Raw genomic sequence first — 17,294 nt, 5'->3', positions numbered from 1 at the left:
TTCTTACCCAAGCTGCCCTCATGCCTCTCTGTGGTTTCTGCGCACATCAGGCGACCTTTACCCAATACACCGTGCCAAACCGTACGCCGAAAACTTTCCCATGCCCGCCATCGCATTATTCCCGCAAGCACCTGACCGGTCTTCCCCACATCGTCGCCGGCACCAAGATTCAGCGCGTCTTTGTATTCCCAAAGCCGACAAAGAAGGCAGTCATCTGCCCGACAGCGATGACCGTCGAGCCACGATGACCAACGCGGACGCGCCCGCACCGTCGTCGAGCCATTGGCAAGCCGCGAATTGAGCCGCAGAGACAAACCGCCAAAGGCAACAAGATCACACCTGCGGCAAGCGCTCCGGCGCAGCTCGGCGATCGTTATCGCCAATCCCCAGACCACCGGCCTCGCGGCGGTGCTTACATCCTTGGCGGTCCGGCTGCTATGCTGCCGAGCCATGTTGCCCCCCTGCGAACCCACCGCCATCCGCGACGAGCTCCGGCGCATTCTGGATGCGCTGCCGGAGCAGACGGCCGCCCCCAGCGCCGGGTCTGCGGACGCGCCGGAGGCGATGTCCTTGTCCACGCTGGCGACGGCCCTGGAGGAGGCGCTGGACGCGCTTGCCCAGCGCATCCACATCGATTGCAGCGACGCGCCGGTCACGGAACAGCCCGGTCTCGACCGGCTCGGCGACCACGTCATCGACCTGCTGGACCGCCTGACGCAGCACGCGCGGCGGCTCGGCGCCGATGCCGACGCGCACGACCTCGACGGGCTGCTGCTGGCCCTGGCCTGCTGCGTGGTGCGCAGCGGCGGTGAGCTCTCGCTCCTGCAACCGGTGGTCAACGCCGCCGCGGAGCGTGCCAAAGACGAGCGCGACCCGGCGCAGATCCGCCTGCTCTACCACATGGCCGACGACGTCGCCCGCGGGCTGTCGGCACGCTTCAGCGGCGCCCTGCCCGGGAGCGCGCGCTTCGAGACCTGGCGCGCGCTGCTCATCAATCGCGCCATCATCGCAATGCGGACGCTGGAGCCGCAGTTGATGGAGCCGGCCTTCGATGCCCTGCTGGAGGAGTTGCCCGCCGACGCCCCCACCTTCTTCCGTGAGGGCATGCGCCAAATGGCGCTGATGGACTATCCGCGTGCCGTGCGCGAGGTCATGCGCCGCTACCACGATGCCCGCGGCACGGACGAGCGCCTGCACTGACGTGCACGGCGAGCCGGGTCGCCGCAAACGCGCAGCCCGCGCTTCGACGTCCGCAGCCACGGCCGGCGCCATCGAAGACCCCAGGCCACGACACGGCCCATGCAAGAGATGCCATGAAACTCCTGTTCGACCTCTTCCCAGTCATCCTGTTCTTCGTCGCCTACAAGCTGTTCGGCATCTATGTGGCCACGACCGTCGCCATTGCCGCATCGGCCTTGCAGGTGGCTTGGGTGCGCCTGCGCCGCGGCCGCGCCGAGCGCATGCACCTGGCCACGCTGGCGCTGCTGGTGATCTTCGGCGGAATGACCCTGGCGCTGCGCGACCCTACCTTCGTGATGTGGAAGCCCACCATCGTCAACTGGTTGTTCGGGCTGGTATTCCTGGTGACCCAGTTCATCGGCGACAAGCCGCTGGCGCAGCGCATGATGGAGCACGCCGTGGAGGTGCCGGACGTCATCTGGCGGCGGCTCAACCTTGCTTGGGCGGTCTTCTTCATCTTCTCCGGCCTGGTTAACCTCTACGTGGTCTACGTCGGCAGTGGCTTCTACGAGGCCCGTGAGGCACTCATCGCCGCCAGCGGCGTCACGGACATCGACCTCAAGCAGTGCGCACAACACTTCTCCGGCTCCGTTCTCGCCCTCTGTCAGCGGGCGCACATGAGCGAGTCGTCATGGGTCGACTTCAAGCTGTTCGGTATGATGGGCATGACATTGGTGTTCGTCCTGGCGCAGGCGGTCTACCTGGCCCGGTACGCTCACCACGACAAGGAGCCCGCGCCCGCCGCGGGCGATATCTCGCAGGAGGCCGACGCAGGCGGCCGATAGCCCAGGACTAAACAGCCCGGAGTGCTCGACAGTGTTGTACGCCATCATCGCCACAGATCACCCGAACAGTCTGCCCGCACGCCGCGCGGCGCGGCCGGCGCACCTGGCACGGCTGGAGGCCCTGCAGGCGGAGGGTCGGCTGGTGCTTGCCGGACCTCACCCGGCGGTGGCGGCCACCGATCCGGGCGATGCGGGCTTCACCGGCTCGCTGGTGGTGGCGGAATTCGAGGACCTCGACGCCGCCCGTGCCTGGGCCGACGCCGATCCCTATATCGCCGCGGGCGTCTACCAGAACGTGCTGGTCAAGCCGTTCATCCAGGTGCTGCCCCGCTGAGCGGGGCCCGCCGAAACCACCGCCCCGCCTGAGCACGGCGTCCGGGATGAGCAACCGGCAGCCCGAGCAACCGAACCCAGAACCCCCTTCCTAGGCCAAGGGCGCGCGGCACATGATGCCGGCCGGCGCCGAGGTCAGCGCACACCATCACCAACCCGAGGAAGAAGTCAGATGCGATCCAAACCGTTCCCGAAGCACCTGTTGCGCATCGCCGTCGCCAGCGGCCTGCTGGCCGCGGCATTCGCCACGCCTGCGTCGGCGGAGGACAAGACCCCTGCCGGCGACGATACGGTCATCGCCACCATCAACGGCGAGCCCTACAAGCTCGACGTATTCCGCCTGTTCTATGCCCAGCGCCTGCAACAGACGGGCGGGGAGAACTCGGCTGACTTGCAGGAACGGGCGTTCAACGAATTCATGAACCTCGTGGTCTCTTCCCAGGAGGGCGAAAAGCGCAAGCTCGCCGAGCGCCCCGACGTGCAGGCGGCGCTGGAGCTGGAGCGCATGATGGTGCTCTCCACGGCCGCGTTGCAGGCCATCGCCGCAGACACCGAGGTCACCGACAAGGAGCTGAAGCAGGCCTACGAGCAGTTCAAGCAGCAGGCCAAGCGCACCGAGTACAAGGCCCGCCACATCCTGGTGGACAACAAGGAAAAGGCCGAGGAGCTCGCCAAAGAGGTCACCAAGAAGAAGGGCAAGAACTTCGAGAAGCTGGCCAAAGAGAACTCCCTCGGTCCCACCGCCGACAAGGGCGGCGACCTCGGCTGGTTCGATGGCCAGCAGATGGTCAAGCCCTTCGCCGACGCCGTGGCCAAGCTCAAGCCTGGCGAGTGGACCAAGGAACCAGTGCACACCCAGTTCGGCTGGCACGTGATCCTGCTGGAAGACACCCGCGACGCCGAACCGCCGTCGTTCGAGGACGCAAAGCCGAGCCTGGAGGCTGCAATCAAGCGCCAGAAGGTCGCCGAGAAGCTGGCCGAATTGCGCAATCAGGCCATGGTGGAACTGAACGAAGACGTCGTGAAGCTCAAGGACGACGGCGGCGAGAAGAAGTAACGCCCCGGCCAAAGCCCGTGCCCAGGGCCAGGATGGCCCGCGGCACCGGCAGCAGGACGTGCCGGTGCCCGGCCATGGGCGAGCGGGCGACCAGTCGGTGTAGGTCGGGTTAGCGGTAGCGTAACCCGACGATGGGCGTCCGTAAGCCGTGCTTACCCGGCCGCCGGTCGCGGCACCGAGAGTGCCGCTCCCACCAAGCCCCACAAGCGCTGCCTGCCATAGCGGTTGCTCTAGGCGCGTCGGCGCTGTGGGAGCGCCACTGCCTTTTGTGGCGCGACGACGGGTGGGAGGTTGCCTGCCGCATGGCAGTTACTCAGCGCGCGGTGTGCTGCCTGGCCGCCGGTCGCGGCACCGAGAGTGCCGCCCCCACAAGCGCTGCCTGCGATCTGCTCGATTTCGATCCCGATTTCGATTTCGATCCTGAAACGTCTGTGGCTGGCGGTGCCAGGAATTTGGCGCAGGTGCACCGGCCACAGCAGTCAACTGCTGGTTCTAGGACCACGCGTCAGGGCGTACAGACCATGGCGACACGCCGATTACCCAGGCGCTGAAGCGGTCTGGCGTTCCGCCCCACCAGACTCGCGAGCCGATTCAGGTCGACCGCCGCCACCTCCACCGGGGTGCGCATCACGAACCAGTGCACACCCTCGGTGCAGGGCGGTCGGGTCAGGGAGCCCTCGTAGGCGTAGTAGTCCTTGCGACCCGGTAGCATGAACAGCGGGTTCACGCCCACGTTGCGGCCGTAGAAGGATTGGCCCGGCCGGCTCGGTGCGTTCTCCAAGACCCGCCGCAGGATCTGGTTGACGCGTGGACCGGCGATCAACGGCACGGCGACCACGGCAATGTCGCCGCGATTGTTGGCATGGATGAGCTGTAGCTCCGCATCCGCCGTGTGGCCGTCGATGACATGCTCGGAGGGCACGTGGAAACGCAGCTCCACCAATTCGTAGCTGAGTCCGTCCACCACCAGATAGCTGCCACGATCGTAGCCCAGCCGCAGGGCGCGCCCATCGTTGGTGACATAGAGGGCGCTGCTGCGGTAGCGGAAGCGCAGCGGCTCGCAGGGCGCCGCAACGGCAACCGCCTCCGTCAGGGCCACCGGTGACTGATGGTCACCGCGGCCGCAGGTGCCGTAGTCGGGATCAAGATCGGCCCAGCGCTCCGGCCCCTTTGCGCCACTGTAGGCCCACTGCGGCATCGCGTCCGGGTCCGGCAGCGAGACACCCGGCTGCCAGGCGGCCGCGGGCGCGGCGCAGAGCAGGAGCCCCGCGACGGCGAGGGCGCCGGGCAGTGCTTGCGCAGCAAGTTGGGCGAGTGCCATGGGCCGGACCCACGGGCCAAACCGGCGAGACGGCTTGCTCATGTCGTATCAGTCGTCGCGGTTGCGCTTCAGGCCCGCAACGGAGACCACCTGGGCCGATTGCGGCTCGTCGGCAAAGTAGGGACGCTCGCCGCCGCGGCCATCGAGGTCGGCGAGCTCTTGCTCGCGCGCGGCGATCAGCGCGAGGCACTGGCGCACGTCCTCGATCGTGTTACCGGAGAGTGGATGCTTCATGCCGGGCGGCGGCGTCACGTCTCTGATGATCGCCCCCAGCGTCTTGCGCATCGCGATCAGGATCTGCTGTTCTTTGCTAAGCTCGGGCATCTGACTCCTCCCGTTGCGTTTGAGTTGTCGGCCATGTAGCTGTCACGTCGGGGAGGCCGCGCGGCATCGCCGCGATCTTGCCCGCCCGCGCATCAGGGTCGGGGCGAACGGCGCATTATTCACTAGCCCGGAGCCGAGTCAAAAGGGGCACAACGCTCAACCGGCCGCTGCCGCGGGCTGGTACAGGCCGCCCGTCAGGTCCGCCAGCGCCGCCTCATCCAGCACCGCAACGCCGAGCGACTGCGCCTTTTTGAGCTTGGAGCCCGCCTCTGCGCCGGCCAGCAGGTAGTCGGTGTTGCCGGACACGCTGCCGGTAACCTTGGCACCCAGGGCCTCTAGCTGTGCCTTCACGGCGTCGCGCGGTCGGCTCAAGGTGCCGGTGATGACGAAGGTCTTGCCGGCCAGGAGCTGCCCGCCACCCACTTCGCCTGCCGCGGCGGCCCGCGCGGTCGGCACCGCCCAGGTGATGCCGCCGATGGCCGGGTCAAGCAGCTTGTCGATGACCTCGCGGTTATGGGGCTGGGCGAAGAAGCTCACGATGTGGGCGGCAACGATGGGTCCGACCCCTTCGATGAGACTACACTTGCCACCCTGGAGCTCGGCGACCGTGGCGCCGCGTAGTGACGCCAGGTCGGGCCAGCGCTCGGCGATCTTGGCCGCCGCGGCGGCCCGCAGGCCGCGCACCTCGAGGCCGGCGAGCCAGTCCGCCGACGGCTGCTCAGCCGGATGGGCCTCGGGATGCTCACCGAGCCACTCCAGCAATGCCGTGGCGGTCTTCTCGCCCACGCCCTCGATGCCCGGCTCATCGACGACGAAGGTGTCGATGTCGGCGCTCAACAATGGCTCCAGATCACCAAAATGGTCCGCCAGCGCCGCCGCCGTGGCCTCCCCCACCTCGCGGATGCCCAGTGCATAGATGAAGCGCGCGAGCGTGGTGCGGCGGCTGCGGTCCAGCGCGTCGATGAGGTTCTGCGCGGACTTCTGCCCCATGCGCTCCAGCCCGGCGTAGTCGTCCACGCCGAGCCGGTAGAGGTCCGCCGGGTCGCGCACCAGTTCCTGGTCGACGAGCTGCTCGATGAGCTTCTCGCCGAGACCGTCGATGTCCATCGCCCGGCGGGACGCGAAGTGCTTCAGCGCTTCCTTGCGCTGCGCGGCGCAGCTGAGCCCGCCGCTGCAACGCGCGATGGCATCGCCCTCGGCACGGATCACATCGGAGCCGCACGCGGGGCAGTGCGTCGGCAGCTCCACCGGCACGGTCCCCGGCGGGCGCAGCGATTCCACCACGGACACCACCTCCGGGATCACGTCCCCGGCGCGGCGCACGATGACGGTGTCGCCGGCGCGCACGTCCTTGCGGTGCACCTCGTCGATGTTGTGCAGCGTGGCGTTGGAGACGGTCACGCCGGCCACGTCCACGGGCTCCAGTCGCGCGACGGGGGTGACGGCACCCGTGCGACCCACCTGGAACTCCACCGCCCGCACCACCGTCTGCTCCTCCCGCGGCGGGTACTTGTAGGCGATGGCCCAGATCGGGTCCCGCGCCCTGCGCCCAAGCTGGCGCTGGGCGGCGATGTCGTTGACCTTGAACACGACGCCATCGATCTCGTATTCGAGACTGTCGCGGCGCGCGCCGATGGCGCGGTGGTAGTCGATACAGCCCGCCGCACCGCGGACCACCTTGGACTCGGGCGACACCCGCAGCCCCCAGCCGCGGAAGGCCGCAAGCGCGTCGTGCTGCGTCGCGCCCAGCTCGCCGCCCTCCACGGCACCGAAACCGTAGCAGAACATGGCGAGCGGCCGACTCGCCGTAACCCCCGGGTCCAGCTGCCGCAGACTGCCGGCGGCGGCGTTGCGGGGGTTCTTGAAGGGCGTCTGGCCGGCTTCGAGCATCTGTTCCTTGAGGCGCTCGAAGGCGGCGATGGGGAGATAGACCTCGCCGCGCACCTCCAGCAGCCGGGGCCAGCCGGCGCCCTGAAGCCGCAGCGGGATGGCACCGATGGTACGCACCTGGGCGGTCACGTCCTCGCCGACGGTGCCGTCGCCGCGGGTAGCGGCCAGGGTCAGTAGGCCGTCTTCGTACAGCAGGCTGATGGCCAGGCCGTCGAGCTTGGGCTCGGCGACATAGTCCACCGCGTCGGTGTCCAGGTCCTTGCGGATACGGCGGTCGAAGTCCTGCACGTCGCCGTCGGTGCGCGCGTTGCCCAAGGAGAGCATGGGCACGCGGTGGCGGGCCTCGGCGAAGCGCTCGGACGGCGGTGCACCGACCCGCTGCGTGGGCGAGTCGGGCGTGCGCAGCGCCGGGTAGCTGCGCTCGAGCTCCTGCAGCTCCCGGAACAGCGCGTCATACTCGGCGTCGCTGACCTCCGGGTTGTCGAGGACGTAGTAGCAGTAGTTGTGGTGGTGCAGCTCGGTGCGCAGTGCTTCCGCCCGCCGTGCCGCCGACTCGAGTGCGTCCGGCGCGTCGTCGGGCGCGTCGGGCACATCAGGGGGCGCCTCAGGGGGCGCCTCAGGGGGCGCGCTCACGGCGTGTCGGCGGTCGCCGCGTTGCCATGCAGCAGGGCGCGCACCTGGGTGCGCAGCGCCTTGGCGTCGGCGTCGCGCAACGGCTGGCGCTGCGGTCCGCGGATGTCGCCGCCGAGCAGCTCCGCCATGATGCGGGCACCGTCCAGCATCTCGTCGAATACCATGAGATCGCTCGGCTCACCGCGGAACTGGGCGAACACGGCGAGCCCGGGACTGGCGAACTCGCTCATGTCATCGAAGGGGAAGGTGCCGGGGTTGACCAGGTTGGCCATGCTGAATAGCGGCTCACCGTGCGGCGCGTCGCCGCGGGTGCGGTGGAAGATGTCCATGTCGCCGGGGCGCAGCTTGCAGCGCTCGGCAGCGGCAAGGATGTCTTCACCGTCGAAGGCGCCGCCGGGGCTGGTGATATAGAGCTGGATCAGCAACTCATCACTGGCGGCACCGGCGGCACCGGCGGCGGCGCGCTCGCTGGCGGACTGCTCGCCCTCATCGTCATCATAAGCGTCGGTCATGGCCGATTCGGGCGCCGGCACGGCTTCATAGGAGAGGTCGTCGGCATCGTCACCATAGGCATACGCCGAAGCGGCGGAATCATCATCGTCCGCCTCACCCAGGCGGCCGAAATTCGGCTCCTGCCTGCGTCGGGATGGCGGCCGACGCACCCGCCGCGCCCCCGTGAAGCCCTGCGCCCGCTGCTTCTCCCAGAGATACAGCCCGATCAGAAACACGGCCCCAATGACCGTCAGTATCAGGCGCAAAGTCGTGGCGTCCATTCGGTGCTCGCCCCCCAAACGTTGTCTTGACCGGAATAAGTCTATTGTCGCGCGCAGTATATCAGCGCGATCAAGCGCGGTTGGCGGCGGCCGGGCCGACGAACACCGCCTCCAGCTGGCCGAAACGGACTCATACGCCGATTATCCCGCACATCAGCCCGCTCATCACCCGGATTGCGGTCAGGAGACCGCCGCGAGCCGAGCGGCCTCCTCCACGTCCACGGACACCAGCCGCGAGCAGCCGGGCTCGTGCATGGTGACGCCGATGAGGTGATCCGCGATCTCCATGGTCACCTTGTTGTGGGTGATGAAAATGAATTGCACCTGATCCGACATGGAGCGCACCAGTTCGCAGAAGCGCCCGACATTGGCGTCGTCGAGCGGCGCGTCCACCTCGTCCAGCATGCAAAAGGGCGCCGGATTGAGCTGGAAGATGGCAAACACCAGGGCCACCGCCGTCAGCGCCTTCTCACCGCCGGAGAGCAGGTGAATGCTGCTGTTCCGCTTGCCTGGCGGGCGGGCCATGATGGCCACGCCGGTGTCCAGCAGATCCTCGCCGGTAAGCTCCAAGTACGCATGCCCGCCGGCGAAGACGCGCGGGAACAACTGCTGCAAGCCCTGATTGATGCGATCGAAGGTCTCCTGGAAGCGCTGGCGGGTCTCGCGGTCGATTTTGCGGATGGCCGCTTCCAGGGTCTCCAGGGACTCGCTGATGTCCCCGTGCTGCTCGTCCAGGTAGTGCATGCGCTCGGACTGCTCGCGGAACTCGTCGATGGCGGCAAGATTGATGTTGCCGAGGCGCTCGATGCGGGACTTGACCCGCGTCAGCTCGCCCTCGTGCTCGGTGCTGGTGGCGGCGGCCGCGAGGCGCGCGACCACCTCCGCCATGACGCCGCCGCGCTCGCCGAGCTGCTCCTCCAGGGTACGCCGACGCACCAGGCGCTCCTGGCGCTCCAGGCGCATGGCATCCAGCGCCTGCTGCACCGAGCCTACGCCCTGCTCCAGGGTATGACGCTGCTGCTCGGCCTCGCGCACGGCCTGATCCAGCGACTCCATGCGCGCGCGGGCCTCGCTCAGCTCCGCCTCCACGTCCACGCGCAGCTCCAGTTGCACGTCGAGCTGCTCGCGCTGCTCGGCGATGGGCTCCGCCGCCTCGTTCAGGGCCTCGATCAGCTCGTCGCGGCGGGCGTTGAGGGTCTCCAGCTGCTCGGCGGCACGTGTCAGCTGGCCCTCCAGTGCGCTCAAGGACGCCCGCCGCGTCTCGATGGCGACCTCCAGGCGCTGGCGCTCGTCCCGCAGCCTGCCCTCGGCGGCGCGCGCCTCGGCGACGCGGGCACGCAACGCGTCGCGCTCCACGCCCAGCGCCTCGCGGCGGGCGGCGAGCCGATCCGTCTCCGCCAACGCCGCGTGCAGGCGCTCGCGGGCGGCTTCGATCTCCTCCTCGGCCTCGGCGCGGCGCTCGGTGAGCTCCCGGAGCTCCTCGTCCAGGGCCGCCACGCGCTCGCGCATGTGCTCCAGGCGCGAGCGCCCGGCGCCGAGGTCCGCGTCGAGTGCAGCGCGCTCGCGGCTCAGGCGGCCGACGGTATCCAGGGCGTCGTCGCGTTCCCGCTCCAGGACCTGGCGGCGCTCGGCCAGCGCGTCGTGGCTCTCCGCCAGCTCGGCGATCACCTGCTCCAGGTCGTCGATCTCGGCCTGCAGGCTGCGTAGGGTCTCGGCCCGCTCCAGGCTGCCGGCCACCTTGGGACCGTCGCCCGGACGTTGCAGCCAGTCGCGGCCCACCTGCGCACCGTCGCGGGTGACAATGCGCTCGCCGGGGCCGATCTCACTTCGGCGGGACAGGGCCTCGGGCAGGGTGTTGGTGGTGCGGATGCCGTGCAGCAGGCCATGCAGCGGCCAGGGGCAGCGCACCCTGGCCGCGAGGCTGTCGGGGGGCGGTGCCGGCGGGTCCAGATCCTGGCTCAGGCCCGGCCCCAGCAGACCGAGGGGGCCGCAATCGAGGTGTGGGCCGTGGGCGTCCAGATCGGCGACGCACAGCGCGCCAAGCATGTCCGCGAGCACCGCCTCCGCGGCTGCCTCCCAGCCGGCATCCACCTCGATGCCGTCCAGCAGCCGCGGCACGTCACCCAGCCCCTGCTCCTCGATCCAGACGCCCACCGCGTCGTCGCCGTGCTCCAACGCGGCATCCTGCAACGCCTCCAGCGAGGCTTGGCGACCGCGGCATGTCTGCAGCTCGGTGCGGGCAGCGTCCAGACGCGCGGCGGCCGCGGTGCGCTCCGCGTCCAGCGCGCGCAGGGCCTCGGCGCTGCGGGCCTGGCCGTCGGCGGCCGCGGCGATCTGCTCGTCCAACGCCTCGGAGCGCTCCCGCAGCGCCGCTAGGCGGGTTTCCAGCTCGGCGGTATCCAGCTTGGCCCGGTCCTCGGCGATGCGTGCGGCGCGCTGCCCCGCGCGGGCGATGCGCTGCTCCAGGTCGTTGATGCGCCCGCGCTCAGTCTGCGCGCGCTCGGTGGGGCCGCCGGGACCCTCCTGGAGCTCGTCCCAGGCCGCCTGCCAGGCGTCGAGCCGCTCTTCCGCCTGCGCCAGCTCGTCGCCCGCGGCCGCGAGACGCTCGCCCACCTCTTCGAGGGCAGGCTCGTCACGCGTAAGCTCTTCGGTGAGCTCCCGGATGCGGCCGGTGTCGCGCTCGCGGTGGCCCCGGGCGGCTTCCAGCTCGCCGCGCACCCTCGCGAGCTCCACCTCCTGGCGGGTGCGGTTCTCGTCGGCGAAACGGATGGCCTGCTCCAGCCGGGCGATCTCGGCACCGACGGCGTAGTAGCGGCCCTGCACGGCGTTGAAGCCGTCGGAGGCATCGGCGTGGGCATCACGGTCCGCCTCGATCTGCGCCTCCACCCGGCGCTGCTCCGCGCGGCGGCGCTCCAGATCCACCTCAAGCTGCGCCAGCGCGCGGTCGCGCTCGGCGAGCTCCTGGTCCAGCTCGCGCCAACGCAGCGCCGTCAGCTCGTCCTCCAGCGCCCGCTCGTCTTCCTTCAGTTTGCGGTACTTCTCGGCGGTCTCGGCCTGGCGCTCCAGATGCTTGATCTGCTTGCCCACCTCCTCGCGCAGATCGTTGAGGCGGTCCAGATTCTCGCGGGTGTGGCGGATGCGGTTCTCGGTCTCGCGGCGGCGCTCCTTGTACTTGGAGATGCCGGCGGCCTCTTCGATGAAGAGCCGAAGCTCATCGGGCTTGGCCTCGATGAAGCGCGAGATCATGCCCTGCTCGATGATCGCGTAACTGCGCGGCCCCAGGCCCGTGCCGAGGAAGAGGTCCTGGATGTCGCGCCGCCGGCAGCGGGCACCATTCAGGAAGTAGGCCGACTGGCCGTCGCGGGAGACCTGGCGCTTGACGGCGATCTGGTTGAACCGAGCGAACTCGCCGCCGGCGCGGCCCTGGCTGTTGTCGAAGGTGAGCTCGATGCCGGCCACGCCGACCGGCTTGCGGCTGGTGCTGCCGTTGAAGATGACATCCGCCATGGACTCGCCGCGGAGCATCTTGGCCGAGCTCTCGCCCATGACCCAGCGCACCGCATCGATGACGTTGGACTTGCCGCAGCCGTTGGGACCGACGACACCGACGAGATTGCTCGGAAACTGCACCGTCGTCGCGTCGACGAATGACTTGAATCCCGCCAGTTTGATCTTTTCCAGCCGCATCGCGGAAAGATACTGAAGGGATGTGAACCTAACAAGCGTCCACCGACTGACGCCTGGGGGCGCGCTGTTAGACTTTGCGGAATGCAGCGGGCCGAGGGCCGAGGGCCGAGGGCCGAAAGGAGCCTTGCACGCAGCGCCAAACAAGCAAGCGTCCCCGCACCATGGGCGCTCGCGCTACGCGCTACGCACCACGCACCACGCACCACGCACCACGCACCACGCACCACGCACTACGCACTACGCACTTCGCACTTCGCACTCCCAAACACCATGCCGAGTCAACCAACCAAAACCCTCGAAACCTTCCCCAACCCCCAGCCGGGGCGTGATTACGTCATCCGCATCCGGGTGCCGGAGTTCACCTGTTTGTGCCCGAAGACGGGCCAGCCGGACTTCGCGGAGCTCACCCTCGAATACGTGCCGGAGGCGCTCTGCGTGGAGCTGAAGAGCCTGAAGCTCTACGTCTGGTCGTTCCGCGACGAGGGCGGCTTCCACGAGGCTATGACCAACCGCATCCTGGACGATCTGGTGGCGGCCACCGAGCCGCGCTTCATGCGGCTGACGGCGGACTTCAACGTCCGCGGCGGCATCTACACCAAGGTAGTCGCCGAGCACCGCGCCACGGGCTGGCGTGCGGCCGAGCCGGTGCATCTGCCTTGAGCGAGCGAGTCGGCATCGGTGTCGACGTCGGCACCAGCGGCGTGCGCGCGGTGGCGTTGGACGGCGCCGGCAACGTGCTGGCCCGCGCCGTCGAGCGCCTGCCGGCGCCGCTGCATACCGCGGAGGGCGGCGTCGAGCAGGACCCGGAATGCTGGTGGGACGCCCTGGTGCGGACACTGCGGCACCTCACGACCGAGGTGGCGCTCGCCGGCCAGGACTGCGCGCTGAGCCTGGACGGCACCTCCGCAACCGTGCTGCTGACGGCGCCGGACGGCCGCCCGCTCGGCCCCGCGCTCATGTACAACGACCGCCGGGCGACACGGACGGCCGCGGCCATCGCGGCCGCGGCGCCGGCAGACTCACCGGCGCTGGGCGTCGGCTCCAGCCTGGCCAAGGCGATGCACCTGCGGTCAGCCGGCGGGCTCGATGCGGCCGAGGTCCGCGTGCTGCACCAGGCGGACTGGCTGGCCGGGCGGCTGCTGGGGCGGTTCGGCGACAGCGACTGGAACAACGCGCTCAAGCTGGGCTACGACCCGCGGGCGGAGCGCTGGCCGGACTGGCTGGGCAGCCTGCCGCTGCCGGCCACGGCGCTACCGCGAGTGCACGTGCCCGGAACGCCGTTGGGCATCATCGCGCCCATGGCCGCCGCCGCAACCGGCTTGCCGGACAACACCATCATCTGCGCCGGCACCACAGACAGCACCGCCGCGGTGCTGGCGACCGGCGCCGCGGACATCGGCGACGCCATCACCAGTCTGGGCAGCACCCTGGTGCTCAAGGTCATCGCCGAGCGGCGGGTAAGCGCGCCCGAGTACGGCGTGTACAGCCATCGGCTGCGGTGTGACTGGGGCGATGCCTGGCTGGTGGGCGGCGCCTCCAACAGCGGCGGCGCGGCGCTGCGGGCGCACTTCGACGATGCCACCCTGGCCCGGCTGAGCGCGAGGATCGACCCAGAGCGGCCCAGTGGGCTCGACTACTACCCGCTGCCGGCACCGGGTGAGCGCTTCCCGGTGCACGACCCCGGGCTCGCCCCGCGGCTGACACCGCGGCCGGCGGACGACGCGCGCTTCCTGCATGGGCTGCTGGAGGGCATCGCCCGCATCGAGCGCGATGGCTACCGGCTGCTCGCCCGCCTGGGTGCGCCGCCCCCGCGCCGCGTGCTCAGCATTGGCGGCGGCGCGGCCAACGCCACCTGGACCGCCATGCGCCGGCGCCTGCTCGGCTGCGATGTCATTCGCGCGCATGGCGAGGCGGCGGCGGGCGTCGCAGCGCTCGCGCTGCGCGCCCTTTGGCGGAGCTGAGCTCTGCAACGGTCGGCTGTTCTGACCTTCCCGGCAGGCGACAGGTCGTGCTTTCCATCGTCCCGCAGAGCTGGTGGAACCGTTTCGAGACCGTGGAAGTATTGCCCGTAACGCAGAAATCGAGCGAATCGTAGGTCGGGTTAGCGATAGCGTAACCCGACAATCAACGGCTTACTGGCGCTCTTACTGGCGCCCAGCGTCGGGTTACGCTGCGCTAACCCGACCTACACCCAATTCCAAGAACGGTCTCGACATTTCGGCGCCAAGGCTCCAGGACCACCGGGCGCTGCGCTGAGATGCCGTGCCTCGCCTCGGGCAAGGATGCACACGCAACAGATTTGGCGCATGGCAACCGCCTCAGCCGATTGCGCCGCATCGCTTCCGGTCGCGCGGCGGGGTCGCCGCGCCTATGGGGCTCATCGGTGCGCTGCCTCAGCCCGCGCCACCGCCCAGCTTGTTCAGCAGTTGCTGGGCGTCGTCCGCCTGCGCCGAGTGCGGGTGCTCACGCACCAGGCGGTGCAGGATGGGCAGGGCCTCATTGCCACGCCCCAAGTCGCTCAGCGCCAACGCCGTGTGATAGGCGATTTCGGTCTGGGTCGGATAGGCCAGATGGGCGTTTTGCAGGATGCGCAGGCCCTTGTCCCGCTGGCCGTTGTTGAACAGGATCCAGCCGTAGGTGTCGGCCACCTCGGGGCGGTTCGGGTCGAGCTCGTAGGCGTTGCCGGCGATCTCCAGCGCCCGGGGGTCACCGCGCTCTTGCAGGATCCAGGCGAGGTTGTTGAGAATGAGGATGTTCTTCTGGCCGGCGGCGTAGAGCCGCTCGTAGATTGGCAATGCCTGGTCCGCCTTGCCCTCGCCGTGCAGCAGCATGGCCAGCATGGCCTGTGTGCCAAGATCATCCGGCTGCTGCCTGCTCCAGTCCTGAAGCAAAGCGATGGCGTCGGCGTTGCGGCCTGCACGGCCATAGGCTTCGGCGAGCTGACGGACCAGCTCCGGCGCCGGCGCCAGATCCAGGGCCTCCTTCAGCGGCGCGATGGCGCCGGCCGGATTGCGCGCGGCCATCTGCACCGTCCCCTCGATGCGGTAGCCGAGCGCCTGCTTTGGGTAATCCGTCTGCAGGCCACGCGCAACCTTCAGGGCGGCGTCGTAGTTCTCGGCGGCCACCAGCACCGATGCCAGGGCGACGCGCGCTTCGATGAAGTCCGGTTTCTGTGCAATAGCGTGCTCGAATGAGCGCCGCGCACCGTCGAGATCCTTGCTCTTCCATTGCGCGCCGCCTTTGAGATAGAGGATGCGGGCGTCATCCGGGTTCTTGTCCAGGATTTGGTCGTAGCTGCGGATGGCGCTGGCCGGCTCGTCGGCGAGGGTCTGGGCCCGCCCGAGCATCTCGAGGGCATCGGCATTGTCCGGAAAGCGCCCGGCGAGGTCGCTCGCGGTCGTGAGCGCCTTCAGGTATTCCTGCCGATCGATGTAGTAGCGGCTCAGCAGCAGCCCGGGCTGTGTGGCGGTGGGATTGGCGTCCTGCGCCTTGTTCAGCCATTCGAGGATGCCGGCATCGTCTTTGCGCAGTTCGGCAAGGGCGGCCATGCCGAGCAGGGCGGCGAGGTTCTTCGGGTCCTGTTTCAACACCTGCCGGTACTGGCCCTCGGCGGCGTCGAGATCTTTGTTGGCCACCTCGACGCGGGCGAGGTTGATGTGTGCGGTGGTGAACTCCGAGTCCAGTTCAAGCGCCTTCTCGAAGCGTGCACGGGCGTCGTCCAGCTTGCCCTGCGCGAGCATTGCGAGACCGGTGAGGTTGAAGGCGATGGGACTCTTGGGCTGACGCGCCTCCAGCGCCTTGCTGGCGGCAATGGCCTCGTCGTAGCGCTTCTCCTTGAGCTTGGCGAGGACCAGCAGGACGTCCGCCTGCAGCACGTCCTGGCCTAGGTCGACGGCGCTCTGAAGCTCGTCGATGGCACCGTTCATGTCGCCCCCGGCGATGAGCGTCAGCGCGAGCTGGGTGCGCAGCGCGGCCACGTCCGGCGCCGCTTCCACGGCCCGGTTGAGCCAGTCCTGCCCCTTCGCCTGATCCCCCGCCAGCATATAGGCGCTACCGAGCAGCGCCATCACCTGCGGGTCCTGGCCGCCGGCGAGAGGCTCCAGGACCTTGACCGCCTGCTTCGGCTCGCGGAGCTTGAGACGGGTTGCGGCCAGCACCTTGGCCGCCTGCAGGTTGTCCGGCATCGCGTCATGGATGCGCGACAGATATTCCTCGGCTAGCTGGAGATCGTTGCGGGCATAGCTGACGATGCCCATTAGCAGCTGACTCTGCACGTGGCTGGGTTGGGCGCTGAGCACCCGTTGCAGGTGCTCCGCGGCCTCGTCCCACTTGCGCTCGTAGAAGGCCATGACGCCGCGCAGATAGCTGACGATGACGATCTTGGGCTGGAGGGCATCGACTCGCTTCAGGTCCGCCCGCGCCTCGTCGAAGTGCCGCATGCTCACCAGGGTGGTCGCCCGGCCGAGCAATGCGCGCAGGTTCTCGGGCTCGAGCTTCAGCACCTCGCCGAACAGCGCCACGGCCGCCTCCGGCTGCTGGGCACGGCGCTCCACCTCGGCCCGCAGCAACATCACGTCGGGGTCTTTCGGGTACTGCTCCAGCAGGCGCTTGGAGGCCGCTTCCGCGGTCTCCATGTCGCCGTCGAGGAGGGCCAGCTGCACCAGGCCCGAGCCGGCCTCACGATCGGTCGGGTCCAGCGCCACCGCGTCGGCGAAGGCTTGCTTGGCGGCATCCTTGTCGCGCAAACCAACGTAGGCGCGCCCGCGCAGGGCCAGGGCGCGGGCCTGCTCCTCTGCCGGCAGTGCGGCCACGTCCAGCGTGTCCAACACGGCCTGGAACTCCTGTTGCTGCAACTGCGCCTCGACGAGGTCGAAACGCAGCGTCGCCGGGTCGGCACCGAGATCCAACGCCCGACGCAGCTCCTTCTCCGCCTCCGCACCCCGTCCGGCACGCAGGTATACCTGGGCGAGCAGCACCCGGGCGTCCATCAGGTTCGGGTCGGACTGGAGCAGGTTCTTGAGCTCGATCTCGGCGGCGTTGTAATCGCCCTTGTCGAAGGCGCCCTGGGCCTCGTCGAGCGTTTCGCTGCCGGCCCACACGGATGGCGCGGCGCTGGCACACAGCAGGGCGAACAGGACGGCGCGGATGCGCAGCGAACGGCGCAGCCTGCGCGGCGAGTGGATGATCATGACCACCTCCGGACGATGCATGATGGGGTGAGGCTTGACGAAACGGGACGCAGACGGCCCGCC

At 69.0% G+C, this 17,294-nt stretch carries 13 protein-coding genes; 7 read left to right on the top strand and 6 right to left on the bottom strand.

Annotated elements, in window-relative coordinates:
• From LJE69_RS02940 to LJE69_RS02920, 5 genes are all read left to right on the top strand, one after another.
• Window positions 1-248 (top strand): hypothetical protein (locus tag LJE69_RS02940; protein WP_296921329.1); only part of this gene is annotated, 248 nt, incomplete at its 5' end.
• A 202-nt stretch (window positions 249-450) separates the two neighbouring features.
• On the top strand, window positions 451-1,200 hold the full coding sequence (locus LJE69_RS02935; RefSeq protein WP_296921327.1) for a hypothetical protein: 750 nt from the start codon (window positions 451-453) through the stop codon (window positions 1,198-1,200).
• Between the two features lie 113 nt (window positions 1,201-1,313).
• On the top strand, window positions 1,314-2,024 hold the full coding sequence (locus LJE69_RS02930) for a septation protein A (RefSeq protein WP_296921325.1): 711 nt from the start codon (window positions 1,314-1,316) through the stop codon (window positions 2,022-2,024).
• A gap of 31 nt (window positions 2,025-2,055) precedes the next feature.
• On the top strand, window positions 2,056-2,358 hold the full coding sequence (locus LJE69_RS02925) for a YciI family protein (protein WP_296921323.1): 303 nt from the start codon (window positions 2,056-2,058) through the stop codon (window positions 2,356-2,358).
• A gap of 171 nt (window positions 2,359-2,529) precedes the next feature.
• Complete coding sequence (locus LJE69_RS02920; RefSeq protein ID WP_296921321.1) at window positions 2,530-3,414, top strand: peptidyl-prolyl cis-trans isomerase; 885 nt, start codon at window positions 2,530-2,532, stop codon at window positions 3,412-3,414.
• A gap of 505 nt (window positions 3,415-3,919) precedes the next feature.
• On the opposite strand, the gene LJE69_RS02915 is transcribed toward LJE69_RS02920, so the two are convergent.
• From LJE69_RS02915 to smc, 5 genes are all read right to left on the bottom strand, one after another.
• Window positions 3,920-4,735, bottom strand: coding sequence for a carbonic anhydrase (locus tag LJE69_RS02915; RefSeq protein WP_296921320.1), 816 nt, complete (start codon window positions 4,733-4,735; stop codon window positions 3,920-3,922).
• Between the two features lie 48 nt (window positions 4,736-4,783).
• Window positions 4,784-5,059: a segregation and condensation protein A gene (locus LJE69_RS02910; RefSeq protein WP_296921318.1), complete on the bottom strand. Its 276-nt coding sequence runs from the start codon at window positions 5,057-5,059 to the stop codon at window positions 4,784-4,786.
• 156 nt (window positions 5,060-5,215) lie between these two features.
• Window positions 5,216-7,540: an NAD-dependent DNA ligase LigA gene (gene ligA, locus LJE69_RS02905; protein ID WP_296921316.1), complete on the bottom strand. Its 2,325-nt coding sequence runs from the start codon at window positions 7,538-7,540 to the stop codon at window positions 5,216-5,218.
• A 38-nt stretch (window positions 7,541-7,578) separates the two neighbouring features.
• Window positions 7,579-8,355, bottom strand: coding sequence for a cell division protein ZipA C-terminal FtsZ-binding domain-containing protein (locus LJE69_RS02900; RefSeq protein ID WP_296921315.1), 777 nt, complete (start codon window positions 8,353-8,355; stop codon window positions 7,579-7,581).
• 180 nt (window positions 8,356-8,535) lie between these two features.
• The gene (smc, locus tag LJE69_RS02895; protein ID WP_296921313.1) at window positions 8,536-12,042 is read right to left on the bottom strand and encodes a chromosome segregation protein SMC; all 3,507 of its coding nucleotides are present in this window, start codon (window positions 12,040-12,042) and stop codon (window positions 8,536-8,538) included.
• 270 nt (window positions 12,043-12,312) lie between these two features.
• On the opposite strand from smc, the gene queF reads away from it, so the two are divergent.
• The gene (gene queF / locus LJE69_RS02890; protein ID WP_296921311.1) at window positions 12,313-12,702 is read left to right on the top strand and encodes a preQ(1) synthase; all 390 of its coding nucleotides are present in this window, start codon (window positions 12,313-12,315) and stop codon (window positions 12,700-12,702) included.
• A complete protein-coding gene (locus LJE69_RS02885) occupies window positions 12,699-14,003 on the top strand; it encodes an FGGY-family carbohydrate kinase (RefSeq protein WP_296921309.1) in 1,305 nt (434 codons plus the stop codon). Before queF ends, LJE69_RS02885 begins: the two co-directional genes overlap by 4 nt.
• Window positions 14,004-14,435: 432 nt before the next feature.
• Here LJE69_RS02885 and prsT read toward each other — a convergent pair whose 3' ends face one another.
• Entirely contained in the window at window positions 14,436-17,252 is a 2,817-nt protein-coding gene (gene prsT / locus LJE69_RS02880) for an XrtA/PEP-CTERM system TPR-repeat protein PrsT (RefSeq protein WP_296921307.1), read from the bottom strand.
• Between the last annotated feature and the right edge of the window lie 42 nt (window positions 17,253-17,294).

The sequence above is a fragment of the Thiohalocapsa sp. genome, assembly GCF_022340605.1.
Classification (GTDB): domain Bacteria; phylum Pseudomonadota; class Gammaproteobacteria; order Chromatiales; family Chromatiaceae; genus Thiohalocapsa.
The sequence above is the reverse complement of the archived record's forward strand: the minus strand, read 5'-3'. Positions and strand labels throughout refer to the sequence as shown.

Excerpts from the sequence above, each read along its gene's own strand:
- LJE69_RS02935 (WP_296921327.1), top strand. The coding sequence starts at position 451 with ATGTTGCCCCCCTGCGAACCCACCGCCATCCGCGACGAGCTCCGGCGC.
- LJE69_RS02930 (WP_296921325.1), top strand. The coding sequence starts at position 1,314 with ATGAAACTCCTGTTCGACCTCTTCCCAGTCATCCTGTTCTTCGTCGCC.
- LJE69_RS02920 (WP_296921321.1), top strand. The coding sequence starts at position 2,530 with ATGCGATCCAAACCGTTCCCGAAGCACCTGTTGCGCATCGCCGTCGCC.
- LJE69_RS02915 (WP_296921320.1), bottom strand. The coding sequence starts at position 4,735 with ATGGCACTCGCCCAACTTGCTGCGCAAGCACTGCCCGGCGCCCTCGCC.
- LJE69_RS02910 (WP_296921318.1), bottom strand. The coding sequence starts at position 5,059 with ATGCCCGAGCTTAGCAAAGAACAGCAGATCCTGATCGCGATGCGCAAG.
- LJE69_RS02900 (WP_296921315.1), bottom strand. The coding sequence starts at position 8,355 with ATGGACGCCACGACTTTGCGCCTGATACTGACGGTCATTGGGGCCGTG.
- smc (WP_296921313.1), bottom strand. The coding sequence starts at position 12,042 with ATGCGGCTGGAAAAGATCAAACTGGCGGGATTCAAGTCATTCGTCGAC.
- queF (WP_296921311.1), top strand. The coding sequence starts at position 12,313 with ATGCCGAGTCAACCAACCAAAACCCTCGAAACCTTCCCCAACCCCCAG.
- prsT (WP_296921307.1), bottom strand. The coding sequence starts at position 17,252 with ATGCATCGTCCGGAGGTGGTCATGATCATCCACTCGCCGCGCAGGCTG.